Raw genomic sequence first — 24,619 nt, 5'->3', positions numbered from 1 at the left:
CCCGAAGGCTCCAGCGCGAACAATCGCGCCATCCCAACCACTTGCAACACGGAGCCACCCACCATGAGCAACCACCCCGCACCGCGCCGCGCCCTCGTCGTGATCGACGTGCAGAACGAATACTTCGAAGGCGGCGGACTGCCCATCGAGTACCCGCCGGTCGAAAGCTCGCTGCCGAAGATCGCGCAGGCCATGGACGCCGCCCGCGCGGCCGGCACGCCGGTGGTCGTGGTGCAGCATCACGCCCCCAAGGGCGCGCCGGTGTTCCAGGCCGACGCGCACAACGGCCAGCTGCATCCGGAAATTGCCAAGCGGCCGCGCGACCACCTGGTCACCAAGACCTTCCCGAGCGTGTTCACCGGCACCGACTTTGCCGACTGGATCGCGCGCCACCAGATCGACACGCTCAGCGTGGTGGGCTACATGACCCAGAACTGCGATGCGTCCACCGTGTTCGAGGCCATGCACCGCGGCCTCAACGTGGAGTTCCTGTCGGACGCGAGCGGCGCGCTGCCCTACTCGAATGCGGCCGGGCAGGTCAGCGCCGAGGAAATCCACCGCGTCTTCAGCGTCGTGTTCCACAGCAATTTCGCGGCCGTCGCGAGCACCGAGGCATGGATTGCCGCCCTGCAGGCCGGCCAGGCGATCGAGAAGGACAACGTGCTGATGTCGAACCGGCGCGCGCGGGGGTGAGCGGTTCAGCGCTTATGCTCGCCCCATGGGTGAATTCGACCTGATCACACGCTACTTCCAGCGCCCCGCCAAGCGCTCCCCGCTCGGCGTGGGCGACGACTGCGCATTGCTCGCGCCCGCGCCCGGCATGCAGCTTGCCGTGTCCTGCGACATGCTGGTCGAAGGCCGACACTTTCTCTCGACCGTCGATCCGGCGCGGCTCGGCCACAAGGCGCTGGCGGTGAACCTCAGCGACCTGGCGGCCTGCGGTGCGAAGCCGCTGGCCTTCACGCTCGCGCTGGCGATGCCCGGTGTCGACGAGCCCTGGCTCGAAGCCTTTTCGCGCGGCCTGTTCGCGCTGGCCGACGAACACGGCTGCGAGCTCGTGGGCGGCGACACCACGCGCGGCCCGCTCAACATCTGCATCACGGTGTTCGGCGAAGTGCCGGCCGGCGCGGCGCTGCTGCGCTCGGGCGCGCACGCCGGCGACGACATCTGGGTCAGCGGCACGCTCGGCGACGCACGGCTCGCGCTCGAAGCGTTCCGCGGCACGCTCGAACTGCCTGCCGATGTGTTCGCGCAGGCGCGCAGGCGCATGGAGCAGCCCGCGCCGCGCGTGGCGCTGGGCCAGGCGCTGCGAGGCAAGGCTTCCTCGGCGGTGGACGTGAGCGACGGCCTCGTCGGCGACCTGGGCCACATCCTCGCGTCGAGCAAGGTGGGCGCCACGCTCGATGCCGATGCGGCCACGGGCGTGATCGCCGCCGCCGCGTCCTGCGGTCTCGGCACCGAGATCCTGCGCACCTGCGCGCTCTCGGGCGGCGACGACTACGAGCTGGTCTTCACCGCACCGCCTGCGGCGCGCGCCGCGGTCGAACAGGCCGGCAAGGAAAGCGCCACGCGCGTGACGCGCATCGGCCGCATCGATGCCGAAGCCGGCCTGCGCATCGTGGACGCCAGCGGCGCGCCGGTTGCGCAGCGCTTCGGCTCCTTCGACCACTTCGTCTGATCAGGAACCGCGCACCATCGCCTGCATCTTGGCTTGTGCCGCATTGATGGCCTTCGAATGGCCATTGAGTTCCTGCAGCATCTTGTTGAGCTGCGCCTGCACGGCCGGATCGCTTACGGTGACCGACGATCCCGAGACCTGGATCTTCGACTTGTTCTGCTCGAGGTAGTCGCCGACCGCGAGCGCGCCGTCGAACACGGAATCGAGCGCCGGGAACACCTCCTTGAAGGTGGCGGCCGGTGCCGAGACGGTCTTCTCATAGGCCTTGTCGTAGACCTGCTTCAGGTCGTCGGGCTGCTTGAGCTTCGCATGCGCGGCATCGGCCTTGGCCAGCTCCTGGTCGAGCGCGGTGCGCAGGCCGCCCAGGCCATCCTTGGCGGCCTTGAGGTCGTCGCGCCGCGACGCCAGGTCGGCAATCGAGCGCAGCGCGCCCTTGGCCATGACCTGGCCCATCGGCTGGCTGACCGACTTGTTCATGCCTTCGTTGAAGTCGGCAATCACCGCATAGTGCTGCGCATAGTCGCCGAAGGAGGCCTTCTCGTCGGCGGTGGGCGTGGGCACGCGCAGGCCGGGCTTGTTGAGCACGCGGGCCTGCAGGAAGCCGATGAAGGCGGTGCGCTGCTCGGCCTCCTTGTTGCCGCAGGCCGCGAGCAGGAGGCTGAACGCAAGGCACAGCCACAACACGTTGAAACGGACCACGGCTCTTTTCATGATGGGCAGGCTCTCGCGCTTGGATGGGCCGCCAAGCATACGATGGCCGATGCCTCGGCCGAATACACCGGACGGCATGCAGGAAGGCCTAGATCGATTGCTTGAGCGCGCCGATCGATCTGCGCGCGACCACGAAGCGCGCAACCAGCCACGCCGCCAGCGCGGGCGCGAATGCGAAGCTCGCGAACAGCCAGGTCGCGGCCGAGCGCGCGCCCGCCGCGCCGCCGGGCTCGCTGAGGCCGGCCGCGTTGGCCACCAGCCCCGCCACCGCCGCCCCCACGGCCATGCCGTAGAGCTGCACGGTCGTGATCGATGCCGAGGCCTGGCCTTCCTGCCCGGCGGGCGCCAGCGACATCACGCGCGTGACCAGGTGCGGCCATCCGATGCCCACGCCCAGCCCCACGGCCGCCAGCGCAATGGCGGCCAGCAGCATTTCGAGCCCCGGCGCGAAGCGCCCGGGCGCCGGCAGCAGCAGCGCGAGTGCGGCAAGCCCCAGCGTGCAGGCCACCGGCCCGGCGCGCAGCATGCGGTCGGCGCCCGCGCCGCTGCGCCCCGACGACAGCAGCGAACCCGCGCTCCAGCCGCCGGCCATCGCGGCCGTGAGATAGCCGGCCGACAGCGGCGAATGGCCATGCAGCAACTGCAGGAAGTACGGCACGAAGATCTCGGTGGTGGTGCCGATCAGGAGCAGCACCACGCTCGCATAGATGGCGCCCATCGGCGCGCGCACCGCGTAGGCACCGGTGGGCAGCAGCCGCACCGCGGCGCGCCGGTCGATCCGCGTGGCGGCCACGCCGAGCCCGAGCCCCAGCGCCACGCCGGCGGCCTGCCAGGCGAGCGCCGGCCAGAACTCGCTGGCCGCGATCACCAGCACCGACGCCGCCAGCAAGCCGATCTGCGGCGCCGGTATGCGCGGCATGCGCGCCGGCCGTTCGTGCCGCACGCCGGCCGCGGCCCGCAATTGCACCGCGACCAGCAGCGCCTGCACGGCAGCCAGCGGCAGCAGCGACCAGAAGGCCCAGCGCCAGTGCCCCGCCTGCGCGAACAACCCGCCCACCGCCGGTCCGCAGAGCGTGGCCACGCCCCACATGCCCGACACCAGCGCCACCGCGCGAGGCCACAGCCGCGGCGCGAACACGAGCTGGATCAGCGCATAGCTCAGGGCCGCGAGCAGGCCGCCGCCCAGCCCCTGCACCGTGCGGCCCGCGAGCAGCCAGGGCATGGCCGGCGCGAGCGCGCAAGCCGTCGAGCCCGCGGTGAAGGCCGCGAGCGCCGCCAGGCAGGCGCCGCGCGGACCCAGCCTCGCAAGCAGCCGCACCGAAAGCGTGGCGCCGAGGATCGACCCCACCACGAACAGCGTGGTGCTCCAGGCATACCAGTCGAGCCCGCCGATCTCGTTCACCACCGAGGGCAGCACGGTCGTCACGATGTGCACGTTGACCGCATGCAGCGCGACGCCGCCCGTGAGCGCCAGCGCGCGCCAGCCGTTGCGGCCGCTGAACAGCTCGCTCCAGGTGGCGGAAGACGCAGGACGCGAAGAGGAAGGGTCGGCGGCAGCAGGGGAGTTGGATGAGGCAGCGGGCATGTGACTCGGTCCTTGGCGGACGACGGATGGCAAAGCGAGGCCTGGATACTAGGCCGGTCCCTCGAATTAAACAAGCTATTGCTTTGATAAATAGAGGGTCTTGGACAGCCCCTCGAATGCGCGACACTCTGGCCTGATGCAAGCTGCTTCTTCCTCCGCAGGCCCCATGCCGCAAGCCACGCCCCGCCGTCCCACGATCGGTTTCCTGTTGTCCCATCCGGCGCACTTCATCGCCATGGGCTTCGGCTCCGGCCTGCCGCGCGTGGCGCCCGGCACCGTCGGCACGCTCTGGGCCTGGGCCGCCTTTGCCGTGATGCAGCTGTGGCTCACGCCCGCCACCATCGGCTGGATCATCCTGGCCTCGCTGCCGATCGGCTGGTGGGCCTGCAGCATCACCGCGCGCGACATGGGCGTGGCCGACCCGGGCAGCATCGTGTGGGACGAGGTGATCGCGTTCTGGATCGTGCTCTGGCTCGTCACCCCCGCTGGCCTCTTCGCGCAGGCCATCGCGTTCGGCCTGTTCCGCTTCTTCGACGCCGCCAAGCCGGGGCCGGTGGCCTGGGCCGATGCGCTGTTCAAGCAGCGCGACGCCGCCCAGGTGCGCTGGTGGCGCGCGGGCTTCGGCATCATCCTCGACGACCTCGTGGCGGCGTTCTGCACGCTGCTGGTCATCGCGCTCTGGCGCGCATGGTGAACTTGATGGAAGCTTCGACCCCGGCGAATTTTCTTGCCGACCAGGACACGCCCGCGCTCGTCGCGGCCACGGCCGAACTGCTGCTGAAGAAGGGCTGGATGCTGGCCACGGCCGAAAGCTGCACCGGCGGGCTCATTGCCGGCGCATGCACCGAGCTCGCGGGCTCCAGTGCCTGGTTCGAGCGCGGCTTCGTCAGCTACTCGAACGCGGCCAAGACCGAACTGCTGGGCGTCGATGCCGCGCTGATCGAAGCCCATGGCGCGGTCAGCGAGCCCGTGGCGCGCGCCATGGCCGAGGGGGCCATCGCGCGTTCGGCGGCGCGCGCGGCGGTGGCCGTGACCGGCGTGGCCGGCCCCACCGGCGGCAGCCCCGAGAAACCGGTCGGCACGGTGTGGTTCGGCTGGTCGGTCGACGGGCGGGTCCGCACCGAGCGCCGCCGCTTCGACGGCGACCGCGCCGCGGTGCGCGCGGCCACGGTGCACTACGCCCTGCAGACACTGGTGGGCCTGCTCGGCCCGCACCCCGGCACAACAACGAAGGCCCCATGACATGACAGCAGCAGCCAATGCCCAGACCATCGAGCGCTTCTACGAGGCGTTCTCCAGGCTCGACGCCCCGGCCATGGCCGCCTGCTATGCCAGCGATGCGGTCTTCGACGACGAGGCCTTCTCGCTGCGCGGCCGGCAACAGGTGGGCGGCATGTGGCGGATGCTCTGCACTGCCACCAAGGCCAAGGGCGCCGACGTCTGGCGCCTCCGCTGGCGCGACGTGCAGGCCGACGACACCAGCGGCCGGGCCCACTGGGACGCGCACTACCGCTTCAGCGCCACCGGCCGGCTGGTCGACAACAGCGTCGATGCGCGCTTCGGCTTCACGCCCGACGGGCTGATTGCCACGCACCGCGACAGCTTTGCCTTCTGGACCTGGTCGCGCCAGGCGCTGGGCGCGCCGGGCCTGCTGCTCGGCTGGACGCCGATGCTGCGCAACAAGGTACGCGCCACCGCGGCCGCCAATCTCGCCACTTATCTCGCACGCCAACCATGAGCAACAGCAACCTAGTCATCACCAACAACGAAGCCCTGCACCGCTACGAAGCCGCGCTCGAGGGCCAGCTCGCGGCCTACGCCGAATACAACCTGCTGACCGACGCCATCATGTTCACCCACACCGAGGTGCTGCCCGCGCACGAGGGCAAGGGCGTGGGCTCGGGCATCGCACGGCATGTGCTCGACGAGGCGCGCGCCAAGGGGTTGCACGTGATTCCGGTGTGCCAGTTCATTGCGGGCTACATCCGCAAGCACCGCGAATACGCCGACCTCGTGCGGCCGGACATCCAGCGCGCCTTCAAGATCTGAGGGCTTGCGCCTTCGGCGCGGGCAGCCACGCGAAGGCCGCGATGCCCAGCACCAGCAGCGCGGCGATGGTGGCCAGCACGGCCGTGAGCGGATCGCCGCCATGCGCCGCGGCCACCGATGCCGCCACGCCGGTGCCCCACTGCATGAGCGCGACGCCAAGGAACATCGCCATGGTGAAGACCGCCATCGCGCGGCCCGTGAGCGTGACCGGATAGGCCACGCGCACGTCGGCGTACTGCCAGACGATGAAGCCCGACAGCACGCCGATCAGCACCATGCCGCCGATGTCCAGCCAGGCCGAGTGCGTGAAGGCGATGAGCGCGAACAGGGCCGCATAGCCGAGCGCGCAGACCACGATCCAGCGGCGGCGCGCGGCGCCGTCGCGGTCGAAGCGGCCGAACAGCGGCGCACCGAACAGCGAGATCACCGACACCGCGATGGCGACGTTGCCGCTCTGCACCAGCGAGTAGCCGTGGCGCTCCATCATGAGCGGCCCGAGCCACAGCCCGCGCAGCGAGATGAAGGCGGCGTAGGTCACGGCCCCGAGCACGACGATGCCGAGCGTGTGCGGCATCGCGAGCAGCGCGCCGAACTGGCGGATGGCCTCGGGAATCGACTCGTTCGCCTTCGGCACCGCCGACGCAGGCTCGCGCACCCAGCGCCAGATCGCGAGCCACGCCAGCGCCGAGGCCACGGCCAGCACCAGGAAGCCCGCGCGCCACGAATACGCCTGCACCAGCCACGCGAGCGGCGTGCCGGTGGCCAGCATGCCCAGGCCGCCGATGGCCAGCACCAGGCCCGACACCGTGGCAAAGCGCGCCACCGGAAAGTGCCGTGCAATGAACACGGTGCACACCAGGAAGGCCGGCGCGCAGCCGATGCCGATCAGCGCCTGCCCCGCCACCAGCACCGGGTAGCTCGGCGCGAGCGCCGAGAGCAGCGCGCCCGCGATGGCGACCGGAAAGGCCACCAGCACCGTGCGCCGCACGCCTTGCAGGTCGATGCCGATGCCCATGAAGAGCTGCATCGCGCCAAAGGCGAAATGAAAGGCGCCCGAGAAAATGCCCAGCGCCTGCGCCGACAGCTTGAAGTCGGCCTGCAGCGGGCTCGCCATGATGGCGCCCACCGTGCGGAAGGCCTGGCTCAGCGCCACCCCGGCGCAAAGCGCCAGCACCATGACCCACGCCGCGCGTGGCGTCAGCCGTGCGCTGGCGCAGCCGCCGTCAGGCACCGTGGCACTTCTTGTATTTCTTGCCGCTGCCGCAGGGGCAGGGATCGTTGCGGCCGGGCGTGGCTTCCTTGCGGAGGGTCTCGACCTTCGGGCCCAGGCTCTTCCAGAGCTGGCGCAGGTCGTACACGGCCCAGATGGCGGCGCCGAAATCGTCCAGCCGCTGCTGGCTCACGCTCGGCGGGCCATCATCGCTGAACATCGAGAGCGTGGGCTTGGCCTTGTCGTCCTCGGTCAGCGCCACGATGTTGTCGAGCGCATCGTCGAGCATCTGGGCGGCGTCCTTGTCGCGCGGCGCAGCCCAGTCCTCGGGCCAGTTCTCGACCGCGTACATGAAGCCCAGCGCCCAGACCTGCGCGAACGAGGGAATTTCCTCGCCCGCCACCTCGGCACGCTCTTCCTCGGGCAGCGAGGCAATGGCGCCACGGGTGTCGAGCACCTCGGGCTGCCAGCTGCGCTCGTCGTCGAGCGACTGCACGTCGGCATCCAGACCCTCTTCGATTTCGAGCCAACGGCGCTTCCAGTTCCAGACGAACTCCATGTGCTGGGCCGGCACGAAGCCTTCGCCCAGCAGCACCGGCCAGTATTCGGCGGGCTCGATGGGCCGGCGGGTGCAGATCAGCGCGGCCATGAAGCCTTCGCAGAACTCCCACTGGGGAATTTCCTCGTCGTGCTCGCGCATGGCGTCGAGCGCCTGGTCGAGGGCGTCGAAATCGTCTGGGCCGAGGGGGGCGGAAGCGGCCGCTTCGGCCTGGGGGGTGTCGTGGTTGTTGGTCATGGCAAGTTCGGGGCAGCCCTCTATGATGCAGCAGGCCCCGGTCGACACTATTTCTATGTCCACGATTATTCCGTTTCCGACGCGCTACAGCGCTTTCGCCCTGTGCGTGGTCGGTCTGGCGGCCTGCATCGCCTTCGTGCTGGTGTCGCCCCACCTGTGGCTGGCCTGGGTGGGCGTGGCCGTCTTCGCGGTACTTTCCGGTACCGGCGTGCACGACCTGCGGCAGGCGCGCCATGCCATCCTGCGCAACTACCCGGTGATCGGGCACCTGCGCTTCCTGCTGGAATTCATCCGGCCGGAAATGCGGCAGTACTTCATCGAGAGCGATTCCGAAGCGGCCCCGTTCTCGCGCGCGCAGCGCTCGCTGGTGTACCAGCGCGCCAAGGGCGAGCCCGACAACCGGCCCTTCGGCACGCAGCTCGACGTGACCATCGCGGGCTACGAGTGGATCAACCACTCGATGCAGCCCACCAGGCTCGATAACCACGATTTCCGCATCGTGATCGGCGGCACGCCGCATACCGCCGACGCGAACCCGTCGCCGTCGGGCGCGGCCGGGTCGTCGCACCATCCCTGCACGCAGCCCTACAGCGCGAGCGTGTTCAACATCTCGGCCATGAGCTTCGGCGCGCTGTCGGCCAATGCGATCCTCGCGCTCAACCAGGGCGCCAGGCTGGGCGGCTTTGCGCACGACACCGGCGAAGGCTCGATCTCGCAGCACCACCGCGTGCATGGCGGCGACCTGATCTGGGAGATCGGCTCGGGCTACTTCGGCTGCCGCAACGAGGACGGCAGCTTCAACGCCGAGCGCTTCAGCGCCAACGCGCGCGATCCGCAGGTGAAGATGATCGAGATCAAGCTGAGCCAGGGTGCCAAGCCAGGGCACGGCGGCGTGCTGCCCGCACCCAAGGTCACGCCCGAGATCGCGGCCGCGCGCGGCGTGCCCATCGGCATCGACTGCGTTTCGCCCTCGTCGCACAGCGCGTTCACCACGCCCGTCGAGATGATGCATTTCATCGCGAAGCTGCGGGAGCTCTCGGGCGGCAAGCCGACCGGCTTCAAGTTCTGCCTCGGCCATCCGTGGGAGTGGTTCGCGATCGTCAAGGCCATGCAGGCCACCGGCATCACACCCGACTTCATCGTGGTGGATGGCGCCGAGGGCGGCACGGGCGCCGCGCCGGTCGAGTTCAGCGACCACGTGGGCGCGCCGCTGCAGGAAGGTCTGCTGCTGGTGCACAACACGCTCGTCGGCGTGAACCTGCGCCACCGGGTCAAGCTGGGCTGCGCGGGCAAGGTGATCACCGCTTTCGACGTGGCGCGCATGATGGCGCTCGGCGCCGACTGGTGCAACGCGGCGCGCGGCTTCATGATGGCCCTGGGCTGCATCCAGGCGCAAAGCTGCCACACCGGCCACTGCCCCACCGGCGTGACCACGCAGGACCCGGTGCGCCAGCAGGCGCTGGTGGTGCCGACCAAGGCCGAGCGCGTGCGCAACTTCCACCGCAGCACCCTGCATGCGCTGCAGGAGCTGGTGCAGGCCGCCGGCCTCGATCATCCGCAGCAGATCACCGCGCACCACATCGTGCGGCGCATTTCCGACACCGAGGTGCGCCTCTTGAGCAACCTGGTGATGCAGGTGCAGCCGGGCGCGCTGCTCGGCCCGCTCGACAAGCAGCACAACGTGTTCCGCACCTACTGGCCGCTGGCCAGCGCCGACAGCTTCCAGCCCCTGACACAGGGTCCGCACGGCCTGGTGTCGAATCTTCCGCTGGCCGCATGAATCCCTTGCGACGCGGTGCTTTGGCACGGCTGCACGGCGCCAAGGGCGTGGCCTCCGCGCCCGCGCCCCTGGACGCGCAGCCCTCCATGCCGGCGCCCGGCGACTACGCCGAGTTCCTGCGCCTCATGCTGCCGAAGCAGCAGAAGAACGTCGCCAGCCACCGCCTGGGCAGCGAGCGCGTGTGGCTCAAGAAGGCCGGCCCGCGCCACGGCAAGTGGGGCTACCGCGTGATGGCGGCGGTCGCGCGAATGGCACGGCTGGACATCATCAAGCCGGTGCCCAACCCGGGCGGCGAGGCCGCCATTGCCACCGAGGCGCGGCGCCTGCGGCAACTCGCGGCTGCGGGCCTGCGCGTGCCGGCGGTGCTGGCGCAGCAGCCCGACGGCCTGCTGATCTCGGACCTCGGCGAAAGCGGCCGCACCACCGTCGTGCTGCAGGAGCGGCTCGACCAGGCGGCCGCGGCCGGACCGGCCGCGCTGCTGGCGGTCTGGCGCGAAGGGCTGGCTGCGATCGCCAAGGTGCATGTGCGCAGCCAGCACCTGAGCCAGGCCTTCGACCGCAACCTGGTGCAGTGCCCCGACGGCGTGATCGGCTACATCGACTTCGAGGATGACCCGTCCGAGGTCATGACCCTGGCCGAGTGCCAGGCCCGCGACTGGCTCAGCTACCTGCACTCCACGGCCATGATGCTGGAGGCCGCCGCGCCGGAAGCCGCCGGCCGCCACTGGCATGCCGCGCTGGCCGAGGTGGACGGGGAAGTGCGCGAACGCATCGCCGAGGCGGCGCGGCGCATGAAATGGGCGCAGAAGCTGCCCGCGAGCCGCCGCTGGGGCCGCGACACGCAGCGCGTGCGCGCCGTGGCGCGGCTGCTGGGGCGCTGGCACCTGGGGCCGGCCGCTGCGCTGCAGAACTAGCAGCGCTTTTTTACGGGCGCTGTTGGCGGCCGAGTTGCTTGTGCCGCCATTTGCGGAATGCGAGGTCGCCGAGCCAGCCGCCGGCAATGACGCAAAGGGCCTGCACTGCAAGAGCGACGACGAAGGCTTGCGACAAATCGCTCTCGCTTTGGGCCCGGTTCATTTCGTACCACTGCCCAATGGGAACGAGCACGACTTTCGCGACAAGAAGACTGAGCGCAAGTGCCCCGACCAAAATACAGAGCGGTCGAATGAGTATCTTCATGGAACTCGGCCGATCCGTGATCGCTACATGAGCTACGGGCGATCAGGCTGCCTCTGCCGCCACTTACGAAATGCCCAGTCGCCAAGCCAACCGCCCGCTATCAACGCGAGGAATTGAACGGCGAGCGCGACCATGTACGCTTGGCCCAAGTCATCGTCGTTCCTTGCAAAGTTGAGCTCATACCAATGGCCCACAGGGCCAATGAGCTTGTAGAAAATAAATCCGAGCGCAGTTGCTCCGACAACGATGAAGAAGAGGCGCGCGATAAATCTCATGGAACGTACCAGAACCAAATGGCAGAGCCCTTTCGGTAGTCTGTCATGAAGCCCTCCCACGACATGTTCAGTTGGATGCGGAACCATGACGACAGGGTCGTCAGCCGTGAGCCATTCCAGAGGTCGATGTGGTCGCCTTGCCGCCCCTCGCCCCAGTAGTTCTGGATGAACACGATCCCCGTGCGGTTGGCGATTTTCTCGAAGCCTTCTTTTCCCGTGTATTTTTCGGTCCGGGACATCAGCCCGGCCTTGCCGGAATCCAGCCAGTTCGCCAATTCTTGCGCCCTGATCGGGTACTTCGGCTTGTCCTTCTGCCAGGAGAAGACACCGGGGAAGCTCTCAAGGTTCAGGCTGGATCGCATGAATGCTGCCCCCACATTGATGGCGCATTGATCCGTGTAGACGCCCTTGTCCAGCAAAGCGCCGTCGCCCTTGATATTGGGATGATTGGCCCAGAGCGTCGCGAAAGATGGTTGCATGTTTTCCCATCGAAACAAGAATTGAAGGGGTGGCGCCAGTGAAAGCTAACACCGTCCCTCGCACGTGTCGATGAGTCGGAAGTTGTCAATCCGCCGGTTTTCGCGCGTTCCGGCGCGCAGCGGCAATCGATCGAGACCGTTGGTGCAACGGGTGTGACTTGGGTCGGCGTCCAACACGCCGATGCGCCATCACTGCGCCGGCTACGAAAGCCCGAGCGCCGCCTGCACCGCCACGCCGCGCAAGGCCAGCCGCTTCTTCATCGACAGCACCGCACGGTCCTTGCTGAGCAGCAGCGCACGGTGCGCCACCGCAAGGTCGATGAAGACCTGGTCGTCGGGGTCGCTGCAGACGCAGGGTGCGCGCGATGGAGCGCCTTCGACCATGCGCACCCGCGCATCGAAATCCGCCAGCACGGCGGGCACTTGCAGGCCGCGCTGCGCCATGCGCCGGGCGATCAGCGGGTAGCCGAGCACGCGCTCGAGTTCGACGCGCATCGCAGCCGTCGCGAGCCAGCGCAGTTCGCCCGCGGCCAGCATGGCGATCAGCGGCACCCAGGCGGGGTCTTCGAAGACCAGCAGGTCGAGCGCGATGTTGGTGTCGATGACGACGAGGCCGGATTCTGGAACGGTCATGGCGGCGTGAATTCGCGCACCCGCAGGTGCGCGCAGGGCTACTTCCTGGCCGAACCCGCAACCATGTCGAAGCGGAACAGCCGGCACTCGATGGGCCCGTTCCACATCGGCACGCGGCGAGACTCCTTGAGCCGCATCTGCCTGGGCAGCTTCAGGTCGGGCGTGAGCACCCAGGCGGTCCAGCCGGCGTAGTTCTTCTTCCAGTGGGTGGCGAGCTGCGGAAAGAACTCGCCGCCGTCGCCGCTTTCGCTGGCGCCCTCGCCCGAAGTCTGCGCGGCCTCGCGGGCGCCGAAGCGCGCCACGCCGCCGACCTCGATGCGTTCGCCATAGGGCGGGTTGAGCATGATCACCCCGCCCTCGGCCGGCGGCATGCGCTGCAGCGCGTCGCCGCCGCGGAACTCGATGGCATCGGCGACACCGGCGCGCTCCGCATTGCGCTCGGCAAAGTCGACCATGCGGTGCGAGACGTCGGAGCCGAAGATGGCGACATCGCGTGGCGCCGCCAACGATGCGGCTTCCTTCTTGATGGCGTCCCAGACGTGCGCCTGGAACGGCAGCAGCTTCTCGAAGCCGAAGCGCCGCAGCGACCCGGCCGGAATGCCGCGCGCGATCTGCGCCGCCTCGATGGCGATGGTGCCGCTGCCGCAGCAGGGGTCGTACAGCGGCTCGGCGGCCACGGCGCCGGTTTCGGGGTTCCACCAGCCGCTGGCGGCCAGCATGGCGGCGGCCAGGGTTTCCTTCAGCGGCGCGTCGCCCTTGTCCTGCCGCCAGCCGCGCTTGAAGAGCGGTTCGCCGGAGGTGTCGATGTAGAGCGTGCAGTGTTCGGTGGTCAGGTGGGCGAACACGCGGCAGTCGGGCCACTGGGTCTCGATGCTCGGGCGCACGCCGTTGGCCTTGGCGCGGAAGCGGTCGGCAATGGCGTCCTTGATGCGCAAGGTGGCGAAGTTCAGGCTCTGCAGCGGACTGTGCTGCGCCGTGGTCTCGATCTTGAAGGTCTGCTTGGGCGTGAACCAGATTTCCCAGGCCACGCCGCTCGCGATGGCGTAGAGGTCGTTCTCGCTGCGGTAGGGCGCGTGGGCCAGCTCGACCAGCACGCGCTGGGCGAGCCGGCTGTGCAGGTTGAGCTTGAGCGCGTCGCGCCATTCGGCGCGCACCCGCACGCCGCCGCGCAGCGTGAGCAGGTCTTGCCCGACGCGGCCGGTGAGCGCATGGACTTCCTGCGCCAGGAGTTCCTCGACGCCGGCGGCGCAAGGCAGAAAAAGGGAAAGATCGTTCACAAGGGGTTCGCCATCATCGTCATTGGCCGGCTGGGGGATGCCATTGTCGCCGCGCCGGGCCGCTTCTCTATATAGTGGATCGGCCGATGAATTCCACCACCGCGCCCATGGTTGCTCCGGCCGTCGCCGAAAACGACCGCTTTGCGATCCAGTGCGAGGTGCTGCGGCTGTCGATCCGCCCGATCGGCCCGGTGCTGCTGGCGCAATACCTGCTGAACTGCGGCGTGGCGGCCCTGTTCGCCTGGCAATATTCGCTCTCGCGCGCGCTGGTGTGGATTTCGCTGATCACCGTGGTGACGGTCATGCGCGGCTTCTTTCCCCAGCGCCTGCCCGATCCCTTCACACCCCGAAGCCTGCGCGATGCGCAGCGCACCCACACCGTGCGCACCGGCATCTGGGAGCTGGCGCACGGCCTGGCCGGCGTGCTGCTGTTCAACCCCGGCCAGCCCGAGCAGCAGCTGCTGCTCGGGCTGATGCTGATGGGAATGACGCTGTCCTCGGCGTTCTCGGTGTCGTTCTACATTCCGGCCACGCAGCTGGCGATCACACTGCTGCTGGCGCCGGTGATCGTGACCGGGCTGTGGCTCGGCACGCCGACGATGAAGGCCGTGGCGGTCATCGGCCTCGGCCTGACCGCAATGATGTGGAAGCTGGTGGCCGAGCGCTCGCGCCAGCTCGAGGAAAACATCGGCCTGCGCCTCAATGAGCGAAGCCTGCGCGAGCAGGCGCTGGCCGGACTCCGCGCTTCCGAGCAGGCGCAGGCCGAGCGGCTGCGCTTTTTCTCGGCCGCCAACCACGACCTGCGCCAGCCGGTGATGGCCATCGGCCTGCAGGCCGAAGTGCTGCGCCAGCAGCTGGACAACGGCGCCGATGCGCCCGTGGTGCAGCACACGGTGGCCTCGCTCGCGCGCGCGCAGCAGGCGCTGGAAGGCCTGACCAACCAGCTGCTCGAGATCGGCCGCATCGAGGCGGCGGTCGATCCGCTGCAGCCGGTGGCGGTGTCGCTGGCGCCGCTGCTGAACGACCTGGCGCGCCAGGCCGGCGACGGCCGCGTCACGGTGCGCTGCCCCGCCGATGCGGTGGCCTGGGCCGATGCGGTCTCGCTGCGCCGCGTGCTGGCGAACCTGGTCGACAACGCCGTCAAGTTCACGCCGCGCGGCCGGGTGCTGCTGGCGGTGCGGGCGCGCCGGCGCGACACCGGCCGCGCCTGGCGGGTGGAAGTGCGCGACGGCGGCGTCGGCATTGCGGCGGACTCGCAGGAGCGGGTGTTCGGCGACTTCGAGCAGATCGGCAATGTCGAGCGCAACCTGCAGCGCGGGCATGGGCTGGGGCTGGCGATCGTGCGGCGGCTGGCCGCGCAGCTCGGCATCCAGGTGTCGCTGCGTTCGGCGCCGGGGCGCGGCTCGGTGTTCGGCTTCGAGCTGCCCGCGGCGCCGGCCGATGCGCCGGTGCCGCCTCCCGCTCCCGCGGCGCAGCCTCGATACGGCGCGGCGCGCGCCCTGCGGCCCGGCCTTGCCGTGCTGGTGGTGGAAGACAACGCCGTAGTGGCCGACAGCCTCTGCGCCCTGCTGCAGCAATGGCAGGTCGTGCCGCGCGTGTACGCCAGCGCGGCCGAGGCGCTGGCGCTGGCCGATCTGCGTGCGCTCGATGCGGCGCTGTGCGACATCCGGCTGCCCGGTGCGCTCGACGGCATCGCGCTGGCGGAGAAACTGCAGCGGCAGAAGCCTTCGCTCGCCATCGCCCTGGTCTCGGCCGACATCGGCGAGGCGACCCAGCGGCTGGCCACGGAGCGCGGCTGGCATGCGCTGCGCAAGCCGGTGCAGCCGGCCGAGCTGCATGAGGTGCTGTTGCAGGCGCAGCAGCCGGCAACGGGGCGCTGACCCGCCAGGCCGACGCCTGGCACGGCTCGTGCGGTGCCTTCGCCTCTTCCGATATATGCTCCGCGCACAGGCCGCCGGTCCTGCTTCCGATGCCCATCGACACACCCTCCCACCCCGCCGCCATTGCCGATGAGCCCGCCGATCCGCGCGGCCTGCGTGAACTGCGCTATGGCCCGGTCGCCATCGCGCTGCACTGGCTGCTCGCGGCCATGATCGTCGGCTCGCTGGGCCTCGGCCTCTACATGACCGGGCTGCCGCTCTCGCCGGCGCGCATCAGGCTCTACAACTGGCACAAGTGGGCCGGGGTCACGATCCTGCTGCTGTCGGCCGTGCGACTGCTGTGGCGGCTGCGCCATCGGCCGCCCCCGCTGCCGGCCGATGCGGCGGCGGCCATGCCGCGCTGGCAGCGCACCGGCCACCGGGCGAGCCACGCGCTGATGTACCTGCTGTTCCTGGCGGTTCCGCTGTTCGGCTGGGCCTACAGTTCGGCGCTGGGGTTTCCGGTGGTGTGGTTCGGCCTGCTGCCGCTGCCCGACTTCGTGCCGGTCGACAAGGAGTTGGCCGAGGCCGTGCTCAAGCCGCTGCACAAGGGCAGCGCGTTCACGCTGGCCGCGGTGGCGCTGCTGCACGTGGCGGCGGTGCTCAAGCACCACTGGATCGACCGCGATGGCATCTTGAAACGCATGTGGCCCGGGCCACGCAAGGAATCCGCCGGATGAAGCGCATCTCCCGTCTCCTGTTTGCAGCCATGGCATTCGCCGCCCTCGCGCCCGCGGGCGCCGAGCCCGCAGCGGCCACCCGGCTGGTGGCGGACAAGAGCCAGATCGCCTTCGTGAGCAAGCAGATGGGCGTGCCCGTGGAAGGCACGTTCAAGAAATTCGACGCCCAGGTGGCCTTCGATCCGCGCAAGCCCGAAGGCGGCACGGTCGCATTACAGATCGACACGGCCAGCGCATCGCTCGGCGTTCCGATGAGCGATGCCGAACTGCCCAAGGCGCCCTGGTTCGACACGGCGCATTTTCCGCAGGCCAGTTTCCAGTCGAGCGCGATCAAGGCGCTGGGGGACGGCCGGTTCGAGATGGCGGGCAAGCTCACCATCAAGAACATCTCGCGCCAGATCACGGTGCCGGTGAGCATTGCGCAGGCCGGCGGCCACGCGGTGGCCAGCGGAAGCTTTACGATCCAGCGGCTCGACTACAAGGTGGGCGACGGCGAATGGACCGACACCTCGGTGGTCGGCAACGAGGTGCTGGTTCGCTTCAAGCTCACGCTCGCGGGGCTCGGTCCGCTTTGAATTTCTCTTGTTTCATTTTCACGCCAAGACGCCCCTCGCCATGAAGAAGCTCTTCCTCGCTGCCGCGCTGTCTGCCGCGACGGCCTTTGCCACCCCTGCCCTGGCGCAGGACTACACCGCGCCGCCCGTCGCCGCCAAGCCCGCGGGCGGCCCGGTAAAGAACGCCAGCTACGTGATCGACCCCACGCACACCTTCGTGATGTACGAGATGGGGCACTACGGCACCACCACCAACCGCGGCCGCTTCAGCACCAAGGATGGCTCGGTGCAGATCGACGGCACGGGCAGCAGCGGCAAGGTCGACATCACGATGGACATCAGCTCCATCAACACCGGCGTCGACCTGCTCAACCGCCACGTGCAGAGCAAGGACTTCTTCAACGTGGCCGAATTTCCGACCGGCCGCTTCGTGGCGGACCGCATCGAATTCAACGGCGAAAAGGTGATCGACGTGCCGGGCACGCTCACGCTGATGGGGCAGACCAGGCCGGTCACGCTCAAGGCCGTGCGCTTCAACTGCTACCTGAACCCGCTCATCAACCGCCAGGTCTGCGGCGGCGACTTCGAGACCACGGTGCAGCGCAGCGACTGGGGCATCACCTGGGGCCTGAACTTCGGCTTCGAGAACAGGGTGAAGCTGCTGGTGCAGGTCGAAGCCGTCAACGTGCAGCAATAAAGCCATGAGCGACATCACGGTTCCACTGCTGGGCATCGCGGGCGCGATGATCGTCGGGGCCATGAGCCCGGGCCCGAGCTTCGTCATGGTGGCGCGCACCGCCGTGTCGTCGTCGCGCGGCGACGGCCTGGCCGCGGCGCTGGGCATGGGCGCCGGCGGCGTCGTGTTCGCCATTGCGGCGCTGGTCGGGCTGCAGGCGGCGTTCCTCGCGGTACCGGCGCTGTACCTGGCGGTGAAGCTGCTCGGCGGCGCCTACCTTGTGTATCTGGGCATCCGCATCTGGCGCGGCGCGCGAGAGCCGCTGGCCGCCGTGCAGGACGAACGCCCGGCCGGAGGCCCCGGCAATGCGCACCGCGCGTTCCTGGTCGGCATGGGCACGCAGATCAGCAATCCGAAGACCGCGGTGGTCTACGCCAGCATCTTCGCGGCGTTCCTGCCGCGCGAGGTGACGCTGGCATTGGCGCTCGCGGTGCCGGCGGTGATCTTCTGCATCGAGACGGGCTGGTACGCGATCGTCGCGCTGGCGCTGTCGTCGGCGGCGCCGCGCTCGGCCTACCTGCGCTACAAGGCCTGGATCGACCGCGCGGCCGGCGGCGTGATGGCGCTGCTGGGCCTCAAGCTGCTGTCCGGCGTGCGCGGCAGCTGAGCCGGGCTACAGCAGGCTTTCCGGCGTCAGCGGCGCCAGCAGCTCGAGCATGGTGCGGCCCCAGAAATCCGAGTCGGGCTCCTCGTTCAGCACGGTGGTCCTGCCGGCCTCCTCCTCGCTGATCCATTCGATGCGCGATTCGCCGCTGCCCTCGGCAAAGCGCAGCCGGTAGGCGCCCTGCTGCTTCAGCACCTCGATGAGCTTGAGCGTCTGCCGCGCCATCTCGGGGCTGCGAATGAAAAGGCCGATCTCGGTGTTGTGCGTCTCGGAGCGCGGGTCGAAGTTCATCGAGCCGACGAAAAGAATCTGCCGGTCGATCACTGCCGACTTGGCGTGCAGCCGCCCCACCGAAGTGCCGAACAGGCCCAGGCGCACGCTGCGCCGTGTGCGCGTGGTGCTCAGTTCGTACAGGTCGGCGTCGAGCTTGAGCATCTCGGGCCGGTAGCGGCGGTAGGCGGTGTGGACCAGCGGCTCGTCGGTGGCGGCGAATGAATTGGTGACGACGCTGATCTTCACGTGGCGCCGGCGGATCTCGCGCATCACTTCGAGGCCCGCTTCGCCCGGTATCAGGTAGGGCGAGACGATGGTCACCTCGGAGCGCGCGCGGCGCATCTGCTCGACCACGTTGTAGCGCACGCTGTCGACGTCGAGCAGCGGCACGCCACCGTAGGAGGCGGTCTTGCCGATCACGCGCTCGGGCGAATCGGCGTACGCCTCGGCGAGGGCCCAGATCAGGTCGAGCTTGCCGGCATTCAGGTCTTCGGCCATCGGGCTGTAGCCGAGCAGGTCGTTGGGCGCGGGCTTCGGCGGCGGCGGCGTGGTGTCGGGCCCGGTGGCGGTGTCGAAGCGCTTCTGCAGTTCCTCGCGCGGCAGCTCGCTGGCCACCACCGACTGGATCGGCCGCACGTAGATGCTGTTCCAGTACTGGTCGAACAGGGCACCGAGGCGCGGGACCAGCGCACCGGCCACGAAGGTATCGAGATCGAGAAAATTCTCCCCCGCCGTGCGCCTGAAGTACTGGTTGCCGATGTTGCGCCCGCCCGCCACCGCCATGGCGCCATCGGCGATGAAGAGCTTGTTGTGCATGCGCCGGTTGACGCGGCTGAAATCGAAGAGCGAGGCGGTGAAGCGCCGCAGCAGGCTGCCGCGCCCGGCCGGAAACGGATTGAAGAGGCGCAGCTCGACGTTCGGCGTAGCCGCAAGGCCGAGCAGCAGTTCGTCTTCGCCCGAGGTGTAGAGATCGTCCATCAAGAGCCGCACGCGCACGCCGCGCAGGGCCGCGTCGCGCAGCGTGCGCAGCAGGTAGCGGCCGGTCTCGTCGTTCTCGATCTGGTAGTACTGCACATCGAGCGTGCGCTGGGCGCGGCGCGCAAGCTGGATGCGCGTGTCAAAGGCGAAGTCGCCGCCCGGCATCAGGCGAAAGCCGCTGAGGTCGGGGTCGGGCTGCGAGGCCAGCGCGATCTTGCCGAGCGCGGTGTCGGCCGAGGCGGCCATGGCCTTGGTGGGTGGACGCGGGGCCTCGTCGGGCAGGGTGGCGCAGCCGGCGAAGAGCGCCGCCGCCGCCATGGCGAAGACCCATTGCCCACAGCGCGACAGCAGGCGGCGGGCCATCGGCGGCTTTCTACAGGGCCTTGCGCAGGTTGGCCGGCGCGATGCGCAAGGCTTCGCGGTACTTGGCCACGGTGCGCCGCGCGCATTCGATGCCCTGCTCCTTGAGCATCTCGGAAATCTGGCTGTCGGACAGCGGCTTCTTGATGCTCTCGGAACTCACGAACTGCTTGATCAGCGCGCGCACTGCGGTGCTCGACGCATTGCCGCCGGTCTCGGTGCCCAGCGCCGAACCGAAGAAGTACTTGAGCTCGACCGTGCCGAAAGGCGTGGCCATGTACTTGGCCGTGGTCACGCGCGAGATGGTCGATTCGTGCAGGCCGAGTTCGTCGGCAATCTCGCGCAGCACCAAGGGCCGCATCGCGAGTTCGCCGTGCACGAAGAAGCTCTTCTGCCGCTCGACGATGGCGTTGCTCACGCGCAGGATGGTGTCGAAGCGCTGCTGGATGTTCTTGATGAACCAGCGCGCCTCCTGCAGCCGCTGCGACAGCGCCTGGCTGCCCTCGCCCTTGTGCGACTTGAGCGCGCCGGCATAGATGTCGTGCACGCGCAGCCGCGGCATCACCTCGGGGTTGAGCATGACGCGGAACTTGGCGTTGGTGCCGCGGCCGATCTTGGTGACGATCACGTCGGGAATGACGATGTTGCGCTCGACGTCGACGAAGCGGCGGCCCGGCTTGGGCTCCAGGCGCGAGATGACCTGCAGCGCCGAGCGCACCACCTCTTCGTTGGTGCGCGTGAGCGTGGCCAGGCGCTTGAAGTCGCGCCGCGCGAGCAGCTCCATCGGCTGCTTGCAGATGGCGATGGCGGTCTTGCGCACCAGCGCCTGTTCCTCGGTCTCGCTTTCGCTCGCGAGTGCGCGCAGCTGGATGCAAAGGCATTCGCCCAGGTCGCGCGCGCCCACGCCGGCGGGCTCCAGGCTCTGCAGCAGGCCGAGCGCCACCTGGAAGTGATGCACCAGTTCGTCGAACTGGTCGTTGTCGTCGCCCGCGAGGCCCGAAGCCAGTGCCGGCAGCGAATCCTCGAGGTAGCCGTCGTCGTTGAGCGATTCGATCAGGAAGCGCAGCGCCGCGCTGTCGTTCTCGTTGAGCCGCAGGCTGAGCGCCTGTCGGTGCAGGAAGGATTGCAGCGACTCCTGGCTGCGCGCGAGTTCGGTGGCGTCGGCGCGCTCGTCGTCGCCGAGGTTGTTCTGGCGCGCGGGGGCGTCGCTGCCCCACTCGCTGTCGTCCGGCGCCATGTCGACGGTGCCGTCGCCCTCCCAGTCGGGCTCGCGCTCGGTGGCATCGGCGGCGGGAGTGTCGGCCTCGGCCGTGGAGGCGGTTTCGGTGGAAGCGGTCGTCGCGCTGCTGATGGGAGCCGCGGCGAATTCGCCCTCGGCGGCTTCACCGGCCTCGTCGCGGGGCACCGGCGTATCGATGGCATCGAGCCCGAATTCCTCGCGCGCGGCTTCTTCCGCGGTGCGTTCGAGGAACGGGTTCTCGTCCAGCATCTGCTCCACCTCCTGGCTCAGTTCGAGCGTGGAGAGCTGCAGCAGCCGGATCGACTGCTGCAGCTGGGGCGTGAGCGCCAGATGCTGCGAAACGCGAAGGGACAGCCCTTGCTTCATGGAGACCGACTCCTCCCTTACATCCGGAAGTGCTCGCCGAGGTACACCCTGCGTACTTCGGCGTTGTCGACGATCTCCGAGGGTGTGCCTTGTGCCAGCACATGCCCGTCGCTGATGATGAACGCGTGATCGCAGATGCCCAGCGTTTCACGCACGTTGTGGTCGGTGATGAGCACGCCGATGCCGCGCTCCTTCAGGAAGCTGATGATCCGCTGGATTTCGATCACCGCGATGGGGTCGATGCCGGCAAAGGGCTCGTCCAGCAGGATGAAGCGCGGCTGGGTGGCCAGCGCACGGGCGATCTCGACCCGGCGCCGTTCGCCGCCCGAGAGGGCGAGCGCGGGCGAGTCGCGAAGATGGTCCACCCGCAGGTCGGCCAGGAGCTCGGAGAGGCGCTCCTCGATGCGCTGCCTGGTCAGTGGCGCGGGCTTGCCGCTGGCGTCGGGTTCGCGCTGGAGCTCGAGCACTGCGCGCACGTTTTCCTCGACCGTGAGCTTGCGGAAGATGGACGCTTCCTGCGGCAGGTAGCTCAGGCCCATGCGCGCGCGCCGGTGAATCGGCATGTGGGCGATGGGCTCGCCGTCGATGGTGATCTCGCCGGCGTCGGCCCGCACCAGGCCCACGATCATGTAGAACGAGGTGGTCTTGCCGGCGCCGTTGGGACCGAGCAATCCCACGACCTCGCCCTTTTGCACGTCGAGCGAGACATCCCTGACGACCTTGCGGCTGCCGTAGCTTTTTTGCAGGCCGCGCACCACCAGGCGGCTGCCCGGCGCGCCATCGGCGTTCTGGGTTCCAGCGGTTTCGATCACTTGCGCCCTTCCCCATCGCCGCCCAGGGTGGTGGTCGAGCGCAGGCCGGCGCCTGGCGCCGGCTGGGGCGCCGCCGCCGCTGGCGCGGCGCGTCCGCCGGCCGGGGCCGAGGCACCGGGCGCCGGCGCCGTGGCGCTCTTGGGCGTGAGGATGGTCTTCACCCGCCCGCCCGCCGGCGCGTTCACCCCGGTGTTCGGCGGTACGGTGGAACCGTTGACCGTGTAGGTGTCGTTGCTCTGGTCGTAGACGATGAGCGCGCCGCTGCTTTCGTCGTTGGGCGTGGCGCCGAGCAGGCGGCGCATGACGGCATTGCGGATGAACTTGACGTTGTCGGCGCGGCTGTCGTACTCGATGACTTCGGATTCGCCCTCGATCCACTCGTCGGGCGCATTGCGCTTCTGCTTGTAGTAGGCCCGCTTGCCGGGCGCCGCCGTGACCACGCCGTACTGGTAGCCCTCGGCGTCCTGGCGCACGTCGATGCGCGCGCCGCGGATGATGATCGTGCCCTTCGTGACCAGCACGTTCCCCGTGAACACGCTCGTCTGCTTGAGGTCGTCGTAGCGCATCGCATCGGATTCGATGTTCATCGGCTTGGTGCGGTCGGCGGTCTCGGCCAGGGCGCCCGAGGCGAGGCCGGCCAGCAGCAGCGCACCGGCGGCCAGGCGGCCGATTCGGCGAACGAAGGGGGTGGTGTGGGGATAGGAGGGCAATGTCATAGAGGCACGAAACTTGCTCTGAACCATTGTATGCGGCGGATCAGCACCAGCCACCAACGCCGATGAAAAAGGCCCGCCGAAGCGGGCCGGTGTCCCCATCGGGAGACACCACGGAACCGGCTTTGCCGGGCCGCAGGTGTCGCCCCCTGCAAGGGGGTGGGCGCAGCGGACACGAAGTGCCGCGCAGCCTGGGGGTCAGCCCTTTTTCGCCTCGCCGATCAGGTAGTTGGTGACCTGCAGCGCCTTGGTCATGTTGCCGGCCAGTTCGCCGTCCACGTACCAGCGGCCGGCCACGGCCAGCGCCGGAACGCCGGCCACCTTGTAGGCATCGGTCAGCTGCGCGGCGCGCTTGGCCTTGCTGGCCACGCCAAAGGAGGTGAAGACTTCCTTGAACTTGGCGCCGTCCAGGCCGTTCGCCGAGGCCCAGGCAATGATGTTGGCATCGCCGTTCACGTTCTGACGCTGCTTGTGGATCGCGTCGAAGACCTTCGGCTGGAATTCGTCGATCTTGCCCATGGCTTCGAGCGCGTAGTACAGGCGCTGCTTGGCCTCGACGTCGTTGCCCACGAAAGGTACCGGCACGCGGCGGAAAGCCACTTCCTTCGGAGCCGCCTTGAGCCAGGCTTCCAGCTGCGGCTCGAAGTCGTTGCAGTGCGGGCAGTTGTACGAGAAGAACTCGATCACCTCGACCTTGCCCGCCGGTGCGTCGACCGGCACGCGCTTGTCGAGCACCAGGTATTCGGTGCCGGCCTTGGGCACGCGCGCCTGGGCGTGCGCGCTGTTGCCAGCCAGCGAAAGCAGGCCCAGCGAGGTGGCGGCCAGCGAAAAGTCACGACGTTTCATTGAAAGAGTTCTCCTGTTGGGTACGGCAGACTGAGCCGGCGCGCCGCGCGGAGTTCCCGCATACGGCATGCCCAGGACGATCCTGGCGGCGGCCCGTGCCGCGCGGCGAAGCTTAAAGACTATCCGTGACGGCTGCCGGCAAGCTCAACGCTGTACGCGCACGAGCGCCGATTCGAGGCCGCCGCTGTCGAGCCGCTCCTTCAGGCGATCGGCATCGTCCTTCTTGTTGAACGGACCCGCGCGCACCCGGTAGACCGTGCGGCCGGCCTGCTCGCGCTCGGTGACCCGGGCCTCGACGCCCATCAGCGACAGCTTGGCACGCTGGGCCTCGGCATCGTCGGTGGTGCGGAAGGCACCCGCCTGCACGAAGTACATGAACGGATCGGCACCCGGCGCCGCGCTGTTGCTGCTGGGCGCGGCGGAAGCCGTGGTGGTGGTGCTGCTGCCGCCGGCGCGCGCGCGGGCCAGGTCGCCCAGCGGATCGTTCGATGGCGGCAGGGAATTGGCCTCGGCCGGCACCGGGGCCGGGCGCGCGGGTTTCGGAGCCACCACCACCGGCACCGGCGGAGCGGGCGGCGCCGCACCCGGCGCCACGGCCGCGGTGTCGCCGCCGGCCGGTGGCGCCACCGGGCCGGCCGCGGCCGGCGGCGGCTTGGGCGCGCCGGCCTTGCCTGCCAGCGGCGCGTTGGGATCCCAGTCGCGGTTCTTGCGGGCTTCGGCTTCGTCCTGCTCGGCGCCGCCGCGCTGGGTCTTGGTCACGAACGGGATCGGCACCTTGGTCACGTAGACCGCGATGCCCAGCGCGACACCCAACCCCAGCACCAGGCCGACGATGAGCCCGATGACGATGTTGCCGCGTTGTCTGGTTGTCTTCTTCATGTTGAGG

Annotated in this window: 28 protein-coding genes; 13 read left to right on the top strand and 15 right to left on the bottom strand. The window is 69.1% G+C overall.

Annotated features, from left to right (window positions below):
* Window positions 1–63 precede the first annotated feature (63 nt).
* The gene (locus VAPA_RS02835; RefSeq protein WP_021005260.1) at window positions 64–693 is read left to right on the top strand and encodes an isochorismatase family protein; all 630 of its coding nucleotides are present in this window, start codon (window positions 64–66) and stop codon (window positions 691–693) included.
* Between the two features lie 25 nt (window positions 694–718).
* Entirely contained in the window at window positions 719–1,678 is a 960-nt protein-coding gene (thiL, locus tag VAPA_RS02830) for a thiamine-phosphate kinase (protein WP_021005259.1), read from the top strand.
* Here the strand turns inward: thiL and VAPA_RS02825 are convergent, their stop codons facing one another.
* Both VAPA_RS02825 and VAPA_RS02820 read right to left on the bottom strand, forming a co-directional pair.
* Window positions 1,679–2,389, bottom strand: a complete 711-nt coding sequence (locus tag VAPA_RS02825) for a DUF3053 domain-containing protein (protein ID WP_021005258.1) — start codon at window positions 2,387–2,389, stop codon at window positions 1,679–1,681.
* Between the two features lie 88 nt (window positions 2,390–2,477).
* Entirely contained in the window at window positions 2,478–3,974 is a 1,497-nt protein-coding gene (locus VAPA_RS02820) for an MFS transporter (protein WP_021005257.1), read from the bottom strand.
* A gap of 166 nt (window positions 3,975–4,140) precedes the next feature.
* Between VAPA_RS02820 and VAPA_RS02815 the strand changes: the two genes are divergently transcribed.
* Genes VAPA_RS02815 through VAPA_RS02800 form a run of 4 tightly spaced genes read left to right on the top strand, consistent with a single transcriptional unit; the run spans window position 4,141 to window position 6,023 of the window.
* The gene (locus tag VAPA_RS02815; protein ID WP_021005256.1) at window positions 4,141–4,668 is read left to right on the top strand and encodes a phosphatidylglycerophosphatase A family protein; all 528 of its coding nucleotides are present in this window, start codon (window positions 4,141–4,143) and stop codon (window positions 4,666–4,668) included.
* Entirely contained in the window at window positions 4,662–5,216 is a 555-nt protein-coding gene (locus tag VAPA_RS02810; protein WP_041945984.1) for a CinA family protein, read from the top strand. Before VAPA_RS02815 ends, VAPA_RS02810 begins: the two co-directional genes overlap by 7 nt.
* A gap of 1 nt (window position 5,217) precedes the next feature.
* Complete coding sequence (locus VAPA_RS02805; RefSeq protein WP_021005254.1) at window positions 5,218–5,712, top strand: nuclear transport factor 2 family protein; 495 nt, start codon at window positions 5,218–5,220, stop codon at window positions 5,710–5,712.
* Window positions 5,709–6,023 (top strand): GNAT family N-acetyltransferase, encoded by a 315-nt coding sequence (locus tag VAPA_RS02800; RefSeq protein WP_021005253.1) that lies wholly within the window; start codon window positions 5,709–5,711, stop codon window positions 6,021–6,023. Before VAPA_RS02805 ends, VAPA_RS02800 begins: the two co-directional genes overlap by 4 nt.
* On the opposite strand, the gene VAPA_RS02795 is transcribed toward VAPA_RS02800, so the two are convergent.
* Both VAPA_RS02795 and VAPA_RS02790 read right to left on the bottom strand, forming a co-directional pair.
* Complete coding sequence (locus VAPA_RS02795) at window positions 6,013–7,200, bottom strand: MFS transporter (protein WP_041946307.1); 1,188 nt, start codon at window positions 7,198–7,200, stop codon at window positions 6,013–6,015. The genes VAPA_RS02800 and VAPA_RS02795 overlap by 11 nt on opposite strands.
* Before the next feature lie 46 nt (window positions 7,201–7,246).
* A complete protein-coding gene (locus VAPA_RS02790; RefSeq protein ID WP_021005251.1) occupies window positions 7,247–8,029 on the bottom strand; it encodes a UPF0149 family protein in 783 nt (260 codons plus the stop codon).
* Window positions 8,030–8,084: 55 nt separating this feature from the next.
* On the opposite strand from VAPA_RS02790, the gene VAPA_RS02785 reads away from it, so the two are divergent.
* Together VAPA_RS02785 and VAPA_RS02780 are read left to right on the top strand one after the other, a co-directional pair.
* On the top strand, window positions 8,085–9,809 hold the full coding sequence (locus VAPA_RS02785; protein WP_021005250.1) for an FMN-binding glutamate synthase family protein: 1,725 nt from the start codon (window positions 8,085–8,087) through the stop codon (window positions 9,807–9,809).
* Window positions 9,806–10,723: a BUD32 family EKC/KEOPS complex subunit gene (locus VAPA_RS02780; RefSeq protein WP_041945983.1), complete on the top strand. Its 918-nt coding sequence runs from the start codon at window positions 9,806–9,808 to the stop codon at window positions 10,721–10,723. Before VAPA_RS02785 ends, VAPA_RS02780 begins: the two co-directional genes overlap by 4 nt.
* A gap of 10 nt (window positions 10,724–10,733) precedes the next feature.
* Here VAPA_RS02780 and VAPA_RS02775 read toward each other — a convergent pair whose 3' ends face one another.
* The 5 genes from VAPA_RS02775 to VAPA_RS02755 all read right to left on the bottom strand — a co-directional run bounded on the left by VAPA_RS02775 (window position 10,734) and on the right by VAPA_RS02755 (window position 13,652).
* The gene (locus VAPA_RS02775; protein ID WP_021005248.1) at window positions 10,734–10,988 is read right to left on the bottom strand and encodes a hypothetical protein; all 255 of its coding nucleotides are present in this window, start codon (window positions 10,986–10,988) and stop codon (window positions 10,734–10,736) included.
* A gap of 32 nt (window positions 10,989–11,020) precedes the next feature.
* Window positions 11,021–11,263 carry a hypothetical protein gene (locus tag VAPA_RS02770; protein ID WP_021005247.1) on the bottom strand — a complete coding sequence of 81 codons (243 nt, stop codon included), beginning with the start codon at window positions 11,261–11,263 and terminating at the stop codon, window positions 11,021–11,023.
* Window positions 11,260–11,742 carry a type VI secretion system amidase effector protein Tae4 gene (locus tag VAPA_RS02765; RefSeq protein ID WP_021005246.1) on the bottom strand — a complete coding sequence of 161 codons (483 nt, stop codon included), beginning with the start codon at window positions 11,740–11,742 and terminating at the stop codon, window positions 11,260–11,262. The genes VAPA_RS02770 and VAPA_RS02765 overlap by 4 nt, the downstream gene beginning before the upstream one ends.
* A 201-nt stretch (window positions 11,743–11,943) precedes the next feature.
* On the bottom strand, window positions 11,944–12,375 hold the full coding sequence (locus VAPA_RS02760) for a putative toxin-antitoxin system toxin component, PIN family (protein WP_021005245.1): 432 nt from the start codon (window positions 12,373–12,375) through the stop codon (window positions 11,944–11,946).
* A 38-nt stretch (window positions 12,376–12,413) separates the two neighbouring features.
* Window positions 12,414–13,652, bottom strand: a complete 1,239-nt coding sequence (locus tag VAPA_RS02755) for a THUMP domain-containing class I SAM-dependent RNA methyltransferase (RefSeq protein WP_021005244.1) — start codon at window positions 13,650–13,652, stop codon at window positions 12,414–12,416.
* Between the two features lie 86 nt (window positions 13,653–13,738).
* Between VAPA_RS02755 and VAPA_RS02750 the strand changes: the two genes are divergently transcribed.
* The 5 genes from VAPA_RS02750 to VAPA_RS02730 all read left to right on the top strand — a co-directional run bounded on the left by VAPA_RS02750 (window position 13,739) and on the right by VAPA_RS02730 (window position 18,148).
* Window positions 13,739–15,532: an ATP-binding response regulator gene (locus VAPA_RS02750; RefSeq protein ID WP_021005243.1), complete on the top strand. Its 1,794-nt coding sequence runs from the start codon at window positions 13,739–13,741 to the stop codon at window positions 15,530–15,532.
* Window positions 15,533–15,621: 89 nt separating this feature from the next.
* On the top strand, window positions 15,622–16,251 hold the full coding sequence (locus VAPA_RS02745; RefSeq protein ID WP_021005242.1) for a cytochrome b: 630 nt from the start codon (window positions 15,622–15,624) through the stop codon (window positions 16,249–16,251).
* Complete coding sequence (locus tag VAPA_RS02740; protein ID WP_021005241.1) at window positions 16,248–16,826, top strand: YceI family protein; 579 nt, start codon at window positions 16,248–16,250, stop codon at window positions 16,824–16,826. Before VAPA_RS02745 ends, VAPA_RS02740 begins: the two co-directional genes overlap by 4 nt.
* A 40-nt stretch (window positions 16,827–16,866) precedes the next feature.
* On the top strand, window positions 16,867–17,502 hold the full coding sequence (locus VAPA_RS02735; RefSeq protein WP_021005240.1) for a YceI family protein: 636 nt from the start codon (window positions 16,867–16,869) through the stop codon (window positions 17,500–17,502).
* Window positions 17,503–17,506: 4 nt separating this feature from the next.
* A complete protein-coding gene (locus VAPA_RS02730; RefSeq protein ID WP_021005239.1) occupies window positions 17,507–18,148 on the top strand; it encodes a LysE family translocator in 642 nt (213 codons plus the stop codon).
* A gap of 6 nt (window positions 18,149–18,154) precedes the next feature.
* Here the strand turns inward: VAPA_RS02730 and VAPA_RS02725 are convergent, their stop codons facing one another.
* The 6 genes from VAPA_RS02725 to VAPA_RS02700 all read right to left on the bottom strand — a co-directional run bounded on the left by VAPA_RS02725 (window position 18,155) and on the right by VAPA_RS02700 (window position 24,612).
* Window positions 18,155–19,759: a phospholipase D family protein gene (locus VAPA_RS02725; protein ID WP_021005238.1), complete on the bottom strand. Its 1,605-nt coding sequence runs from the start codon at window positions 19,757–19,759 to the stop codon at window positions 18,155–18,157.
* Window positions 19,760–19,769: 10 nt separating this feature from the next.
* Complete coding sequence (locus tag VAPA_RS02720) at window positions 19,770–21,362, bottom strand: RNA polymerase factor sigma-54 (RefSeq protein WP_021005237.1); 1,593 nt, start codon at window positions 21,360–21,362, stop codon at window positions 19,770–19,772.
* 17 nt (window positions 21,363–21,379) lie between these two features.
* Window positions 21,380–22,174: an LPS export ABC transporter ATP-binding protein gene (gene lptB, locus VAPA_RS02715; RefSeq protein ID WP_021005236.1), complete on the bottom strand. Its 795-nt coding sequence runs from the start codon at window positions 22,172–22,174 to the stop codon at window positions 21,380–21,382.
* On the bottom strand, window positions 22,171–22,890 hold the full coding sequence (lptA, locus tag VAPA_RS02710) for a lipopolysaccharide transport periplasmic protein LptA (protein WP_021005235.1): 720 nt from the start codon (window positions 22,888–22,890) through the stop codon (window positions 22,171–22,173). Before lptA ends, lptB begins: the two co-directional genes overlap by 4 nt.
* A gap of 195 nt (window positions 22,891–23,085) precedes the next feature.
* Window positions 23,086–23,733 carry a thiol:disulfide interchange protein DsbA/DsbL gene (locus VAPA_RS02705; RefSeq protein WP_021005234.1) on the bottom strand — a complete coding sequence of 216 codons (648 nt, stop codon included), beginning with the start codon at window positions 23,731–23,733 and terminating at the stop codon, window positions 23,086–23,088.
* Between the two features lie 144 nt (window positions 23,734–23,877).
* Window positions 23,878–24,612, bottom strand: a complete 735-nt coding sequence (locus VAPA_RS02700) for an SPOR domain-containing protein (protein ID WP_021005233.1) — start codon at window positions 24,610–24,612, stop codon at window positions 23,878–23,880.
* Window positions 24,613–24,619 lie beyond the last annotated feature (7 nt).

The sequence above is a fragment of the Variovorax paradoxus B4 genome (genome assembly GCF_000463015.1).
Lineage (GTDB): Bacteria > Pseudomonadota > Gammaproteobacteria > Burkholderiales > Burkholderiaceae_C > Variovorax > Variovorax paradoxus_E.
This window is presented reverse-complemented; position numbering and strand designations above follow the sequence as displayed.

What these genes read in the sequence shown, in the direction of transcription:
- VAPA_RS02835 (WP_021005260.1), top strand. Translation starts at nt 64, where the DNA reads ATGAGCAACCACCCCGCACCGCGCCGCGCCCTCGTCGTGATCGACGTG.
- VAPA_RS02800 (WP_021005253.1), top strand. Translation starts at nt 5,709, where the DNA reads ATGAGCAACAGCAACCTAGTCATCACCAACAACGAAGCCCTGCACCGC.
- VAPA_RS02805 (WP_021005254.1), top strand. Translation starts at nt 5,218, where the DNA reads ATGACAGCAGCAGCCAATGCCCAGACCATCGAGCGCTTCTACGAGGCG.
- VAPA_RS02790 (WP_021005251.1), bottom strand. Translation starts at nt 8,029, where the DNA reads ATGACCAACAACCACGACACCCCCCAGGCCGAAGCGGCCGCTTCCGCC.
- VAPA_RS02785 (WP_021005250.1), top strand. Translation starts at nt 8,085, where the DNA reads ATGTCCACGATTATTCCGTTTCCGACGCGCTACAGCGCTTTCGCCCTG.
- VAPA_RS02780 (WP_041945983.1), top strand. Translation starts at nt 9,806, where the DNA reads ATGAATCCCTTGCGACGCGGTGCTTTGGCACGGCTGCACGGCGCCAAG.
- VAPA_RS02810 (WP_041945984.1), top strand. Translation starts at nt 4,662, where the DNA reads ATGGTGAACTTGATGGAAGCTTCGACCCCGGCGAATTTTCTTGCCGAC.
- VAPA_RS02820 (WP_021005257.1), bottom strand. Translation starts at nt 3,974, where the DNA reads ATGCCCGCTGCCTCATCCAACTCCCCTGCTGCCGCCGACCCTTCCTCT.
- VAPA_RS02720 (WP_021005237.1), bottom strand. Translation starts at nt 21,362, where the DNA reads ATGAAGCAAGGGCTGTCCCTTCGCGTTTCGCAGCATCTGGCGCTCACG.
- VAPA_RS02760 (WP_021005245.1), bottom strand. Translation starts at nt 12,375, where the DNA reads ATGACCGTTCCAGAATCCGGCCTCGTCGTCATCGACACCAACATCGCG.
- VAPA_RS02815 (WP_021005256.1), top strand. Translation starts at nt 4,141, where the DNA reads ATGCCGCAAGCCACGCCCCGCCGTCCCACGATCGGTTTCCTGTTGTCC.
- VAPA_RS02745 (WP_021005242.1), top strand. Translation starts at nt 15,622, where the DNA reads ATGCCCATCGACACACCCTCCCACCCCGCCGCCATTGCCGATGAGCCC.
- lptA (WP_021005235.1), bottom strand. Translation starts at nt 22,890, where the DNA reads ATGACATTGCCCTCCTATCCCCACACCACCCCCTTCGTTCGCCGAATC.
- VAPA_RS02750 (WP_021005243.1), top strand. Translation starts at nt 13,739, where the DNA reads ATGAATTCCACCACCGCGCCCATGGTTGCTCCGGCCGTCGCCGAAAAC.
- VAPA_RS02770 (WP_021005247.1), bottom strand. Translation starts at nt 11,263, where the DNA reads ATGAGATTTATCGCGCGCCTCTTCTTCATCGTTGTCGGAGCAACTGCG.
- VAPA_RS02730 (WP_021005239.1), top strand. Translation starts at nt 17,507, where the DNA reads ATGAGCGACATCACGGTTCCACTGCTGGGCATCGCGGGCGCGATGATC.
- VAPA_RS02740 (WP_021005241.1), top strand. Translation starts at nt 16,248, where the DNA reads ATGAAGCGCATCTCCCGTCTCCTGTTTGCAGCCATGGCATTCGCCGCC.
- VAPA_RS02775 (WP_021005248.1), bottom strand. Translation starts at nt 10,988, where the DNA reads ATGAAGATACTCATTCGACCGCTCTGTATTTTGGTCGGGGCACTTGCG.
- VAPA_RS02725 (WP_021005238.1), bottom strand. Translation starts at nt 19,759, where the DNA reads ATGGCCCGCCGCCTGCTGTCGCGCTGTGGGCAATGGGTCTTCGCCATG.
- VAPA_RS02705 (WP_021005234.1), bottom strand. Translation starts at nt 23,733, where the DNA reads ATGAAACGTCGTGACTTTTCGCTGGCCGCCACCTCGCTGGGCCTGCTT.
- VAPA_RS02795 (WP_041946307.1), bottom strand. Translation starts at nt 7,200, where the DNA reads ATGGTGCTGGCGCTTTGCGCCGGGGTGGCGCTGAGCCAGGCCTTCCGC.
- VAPA_RS02765 (WP_021005246.1), bottom strand. Translation starts at nt 11,742, where the DNA reads ATGCAACCATCTTTCGCGACGCTCTGGGCCAATCATCCCAATATCAAG.
- VAPA_RS02825 (WP_021005258.1), bottom strand. Translation starts at nt 2,389, where the DNA reads ATGAAAAGAGCCGTGGTCCGTTTCAACGTGTTGTGGCTGTGCCTTGCG.
- thiL (WP_021005259.1), top strand. Translation starts at nt 719, where the DNA reads ATGGGTGAATTCGACCTGATCACACGCTACTTCCAGCGCCCCGCCAAG.
- VAPA_RS02700 (WP_021005233.1), bottom strand. Translation starts at nt 24,612, where the DNA reads ATGAAGAAGACAACCAGACAACGCGGCAACATCGTCATCGGGCTCATC.
- VAPA_RS02735 (WP_021005240.1), top strand. Translation starts at nt 16,867, where the DNA reads ATGAAGAAGCTCTTCCTCGCTGCCGCGCTGTCTGCCGCGACGGCCTTT.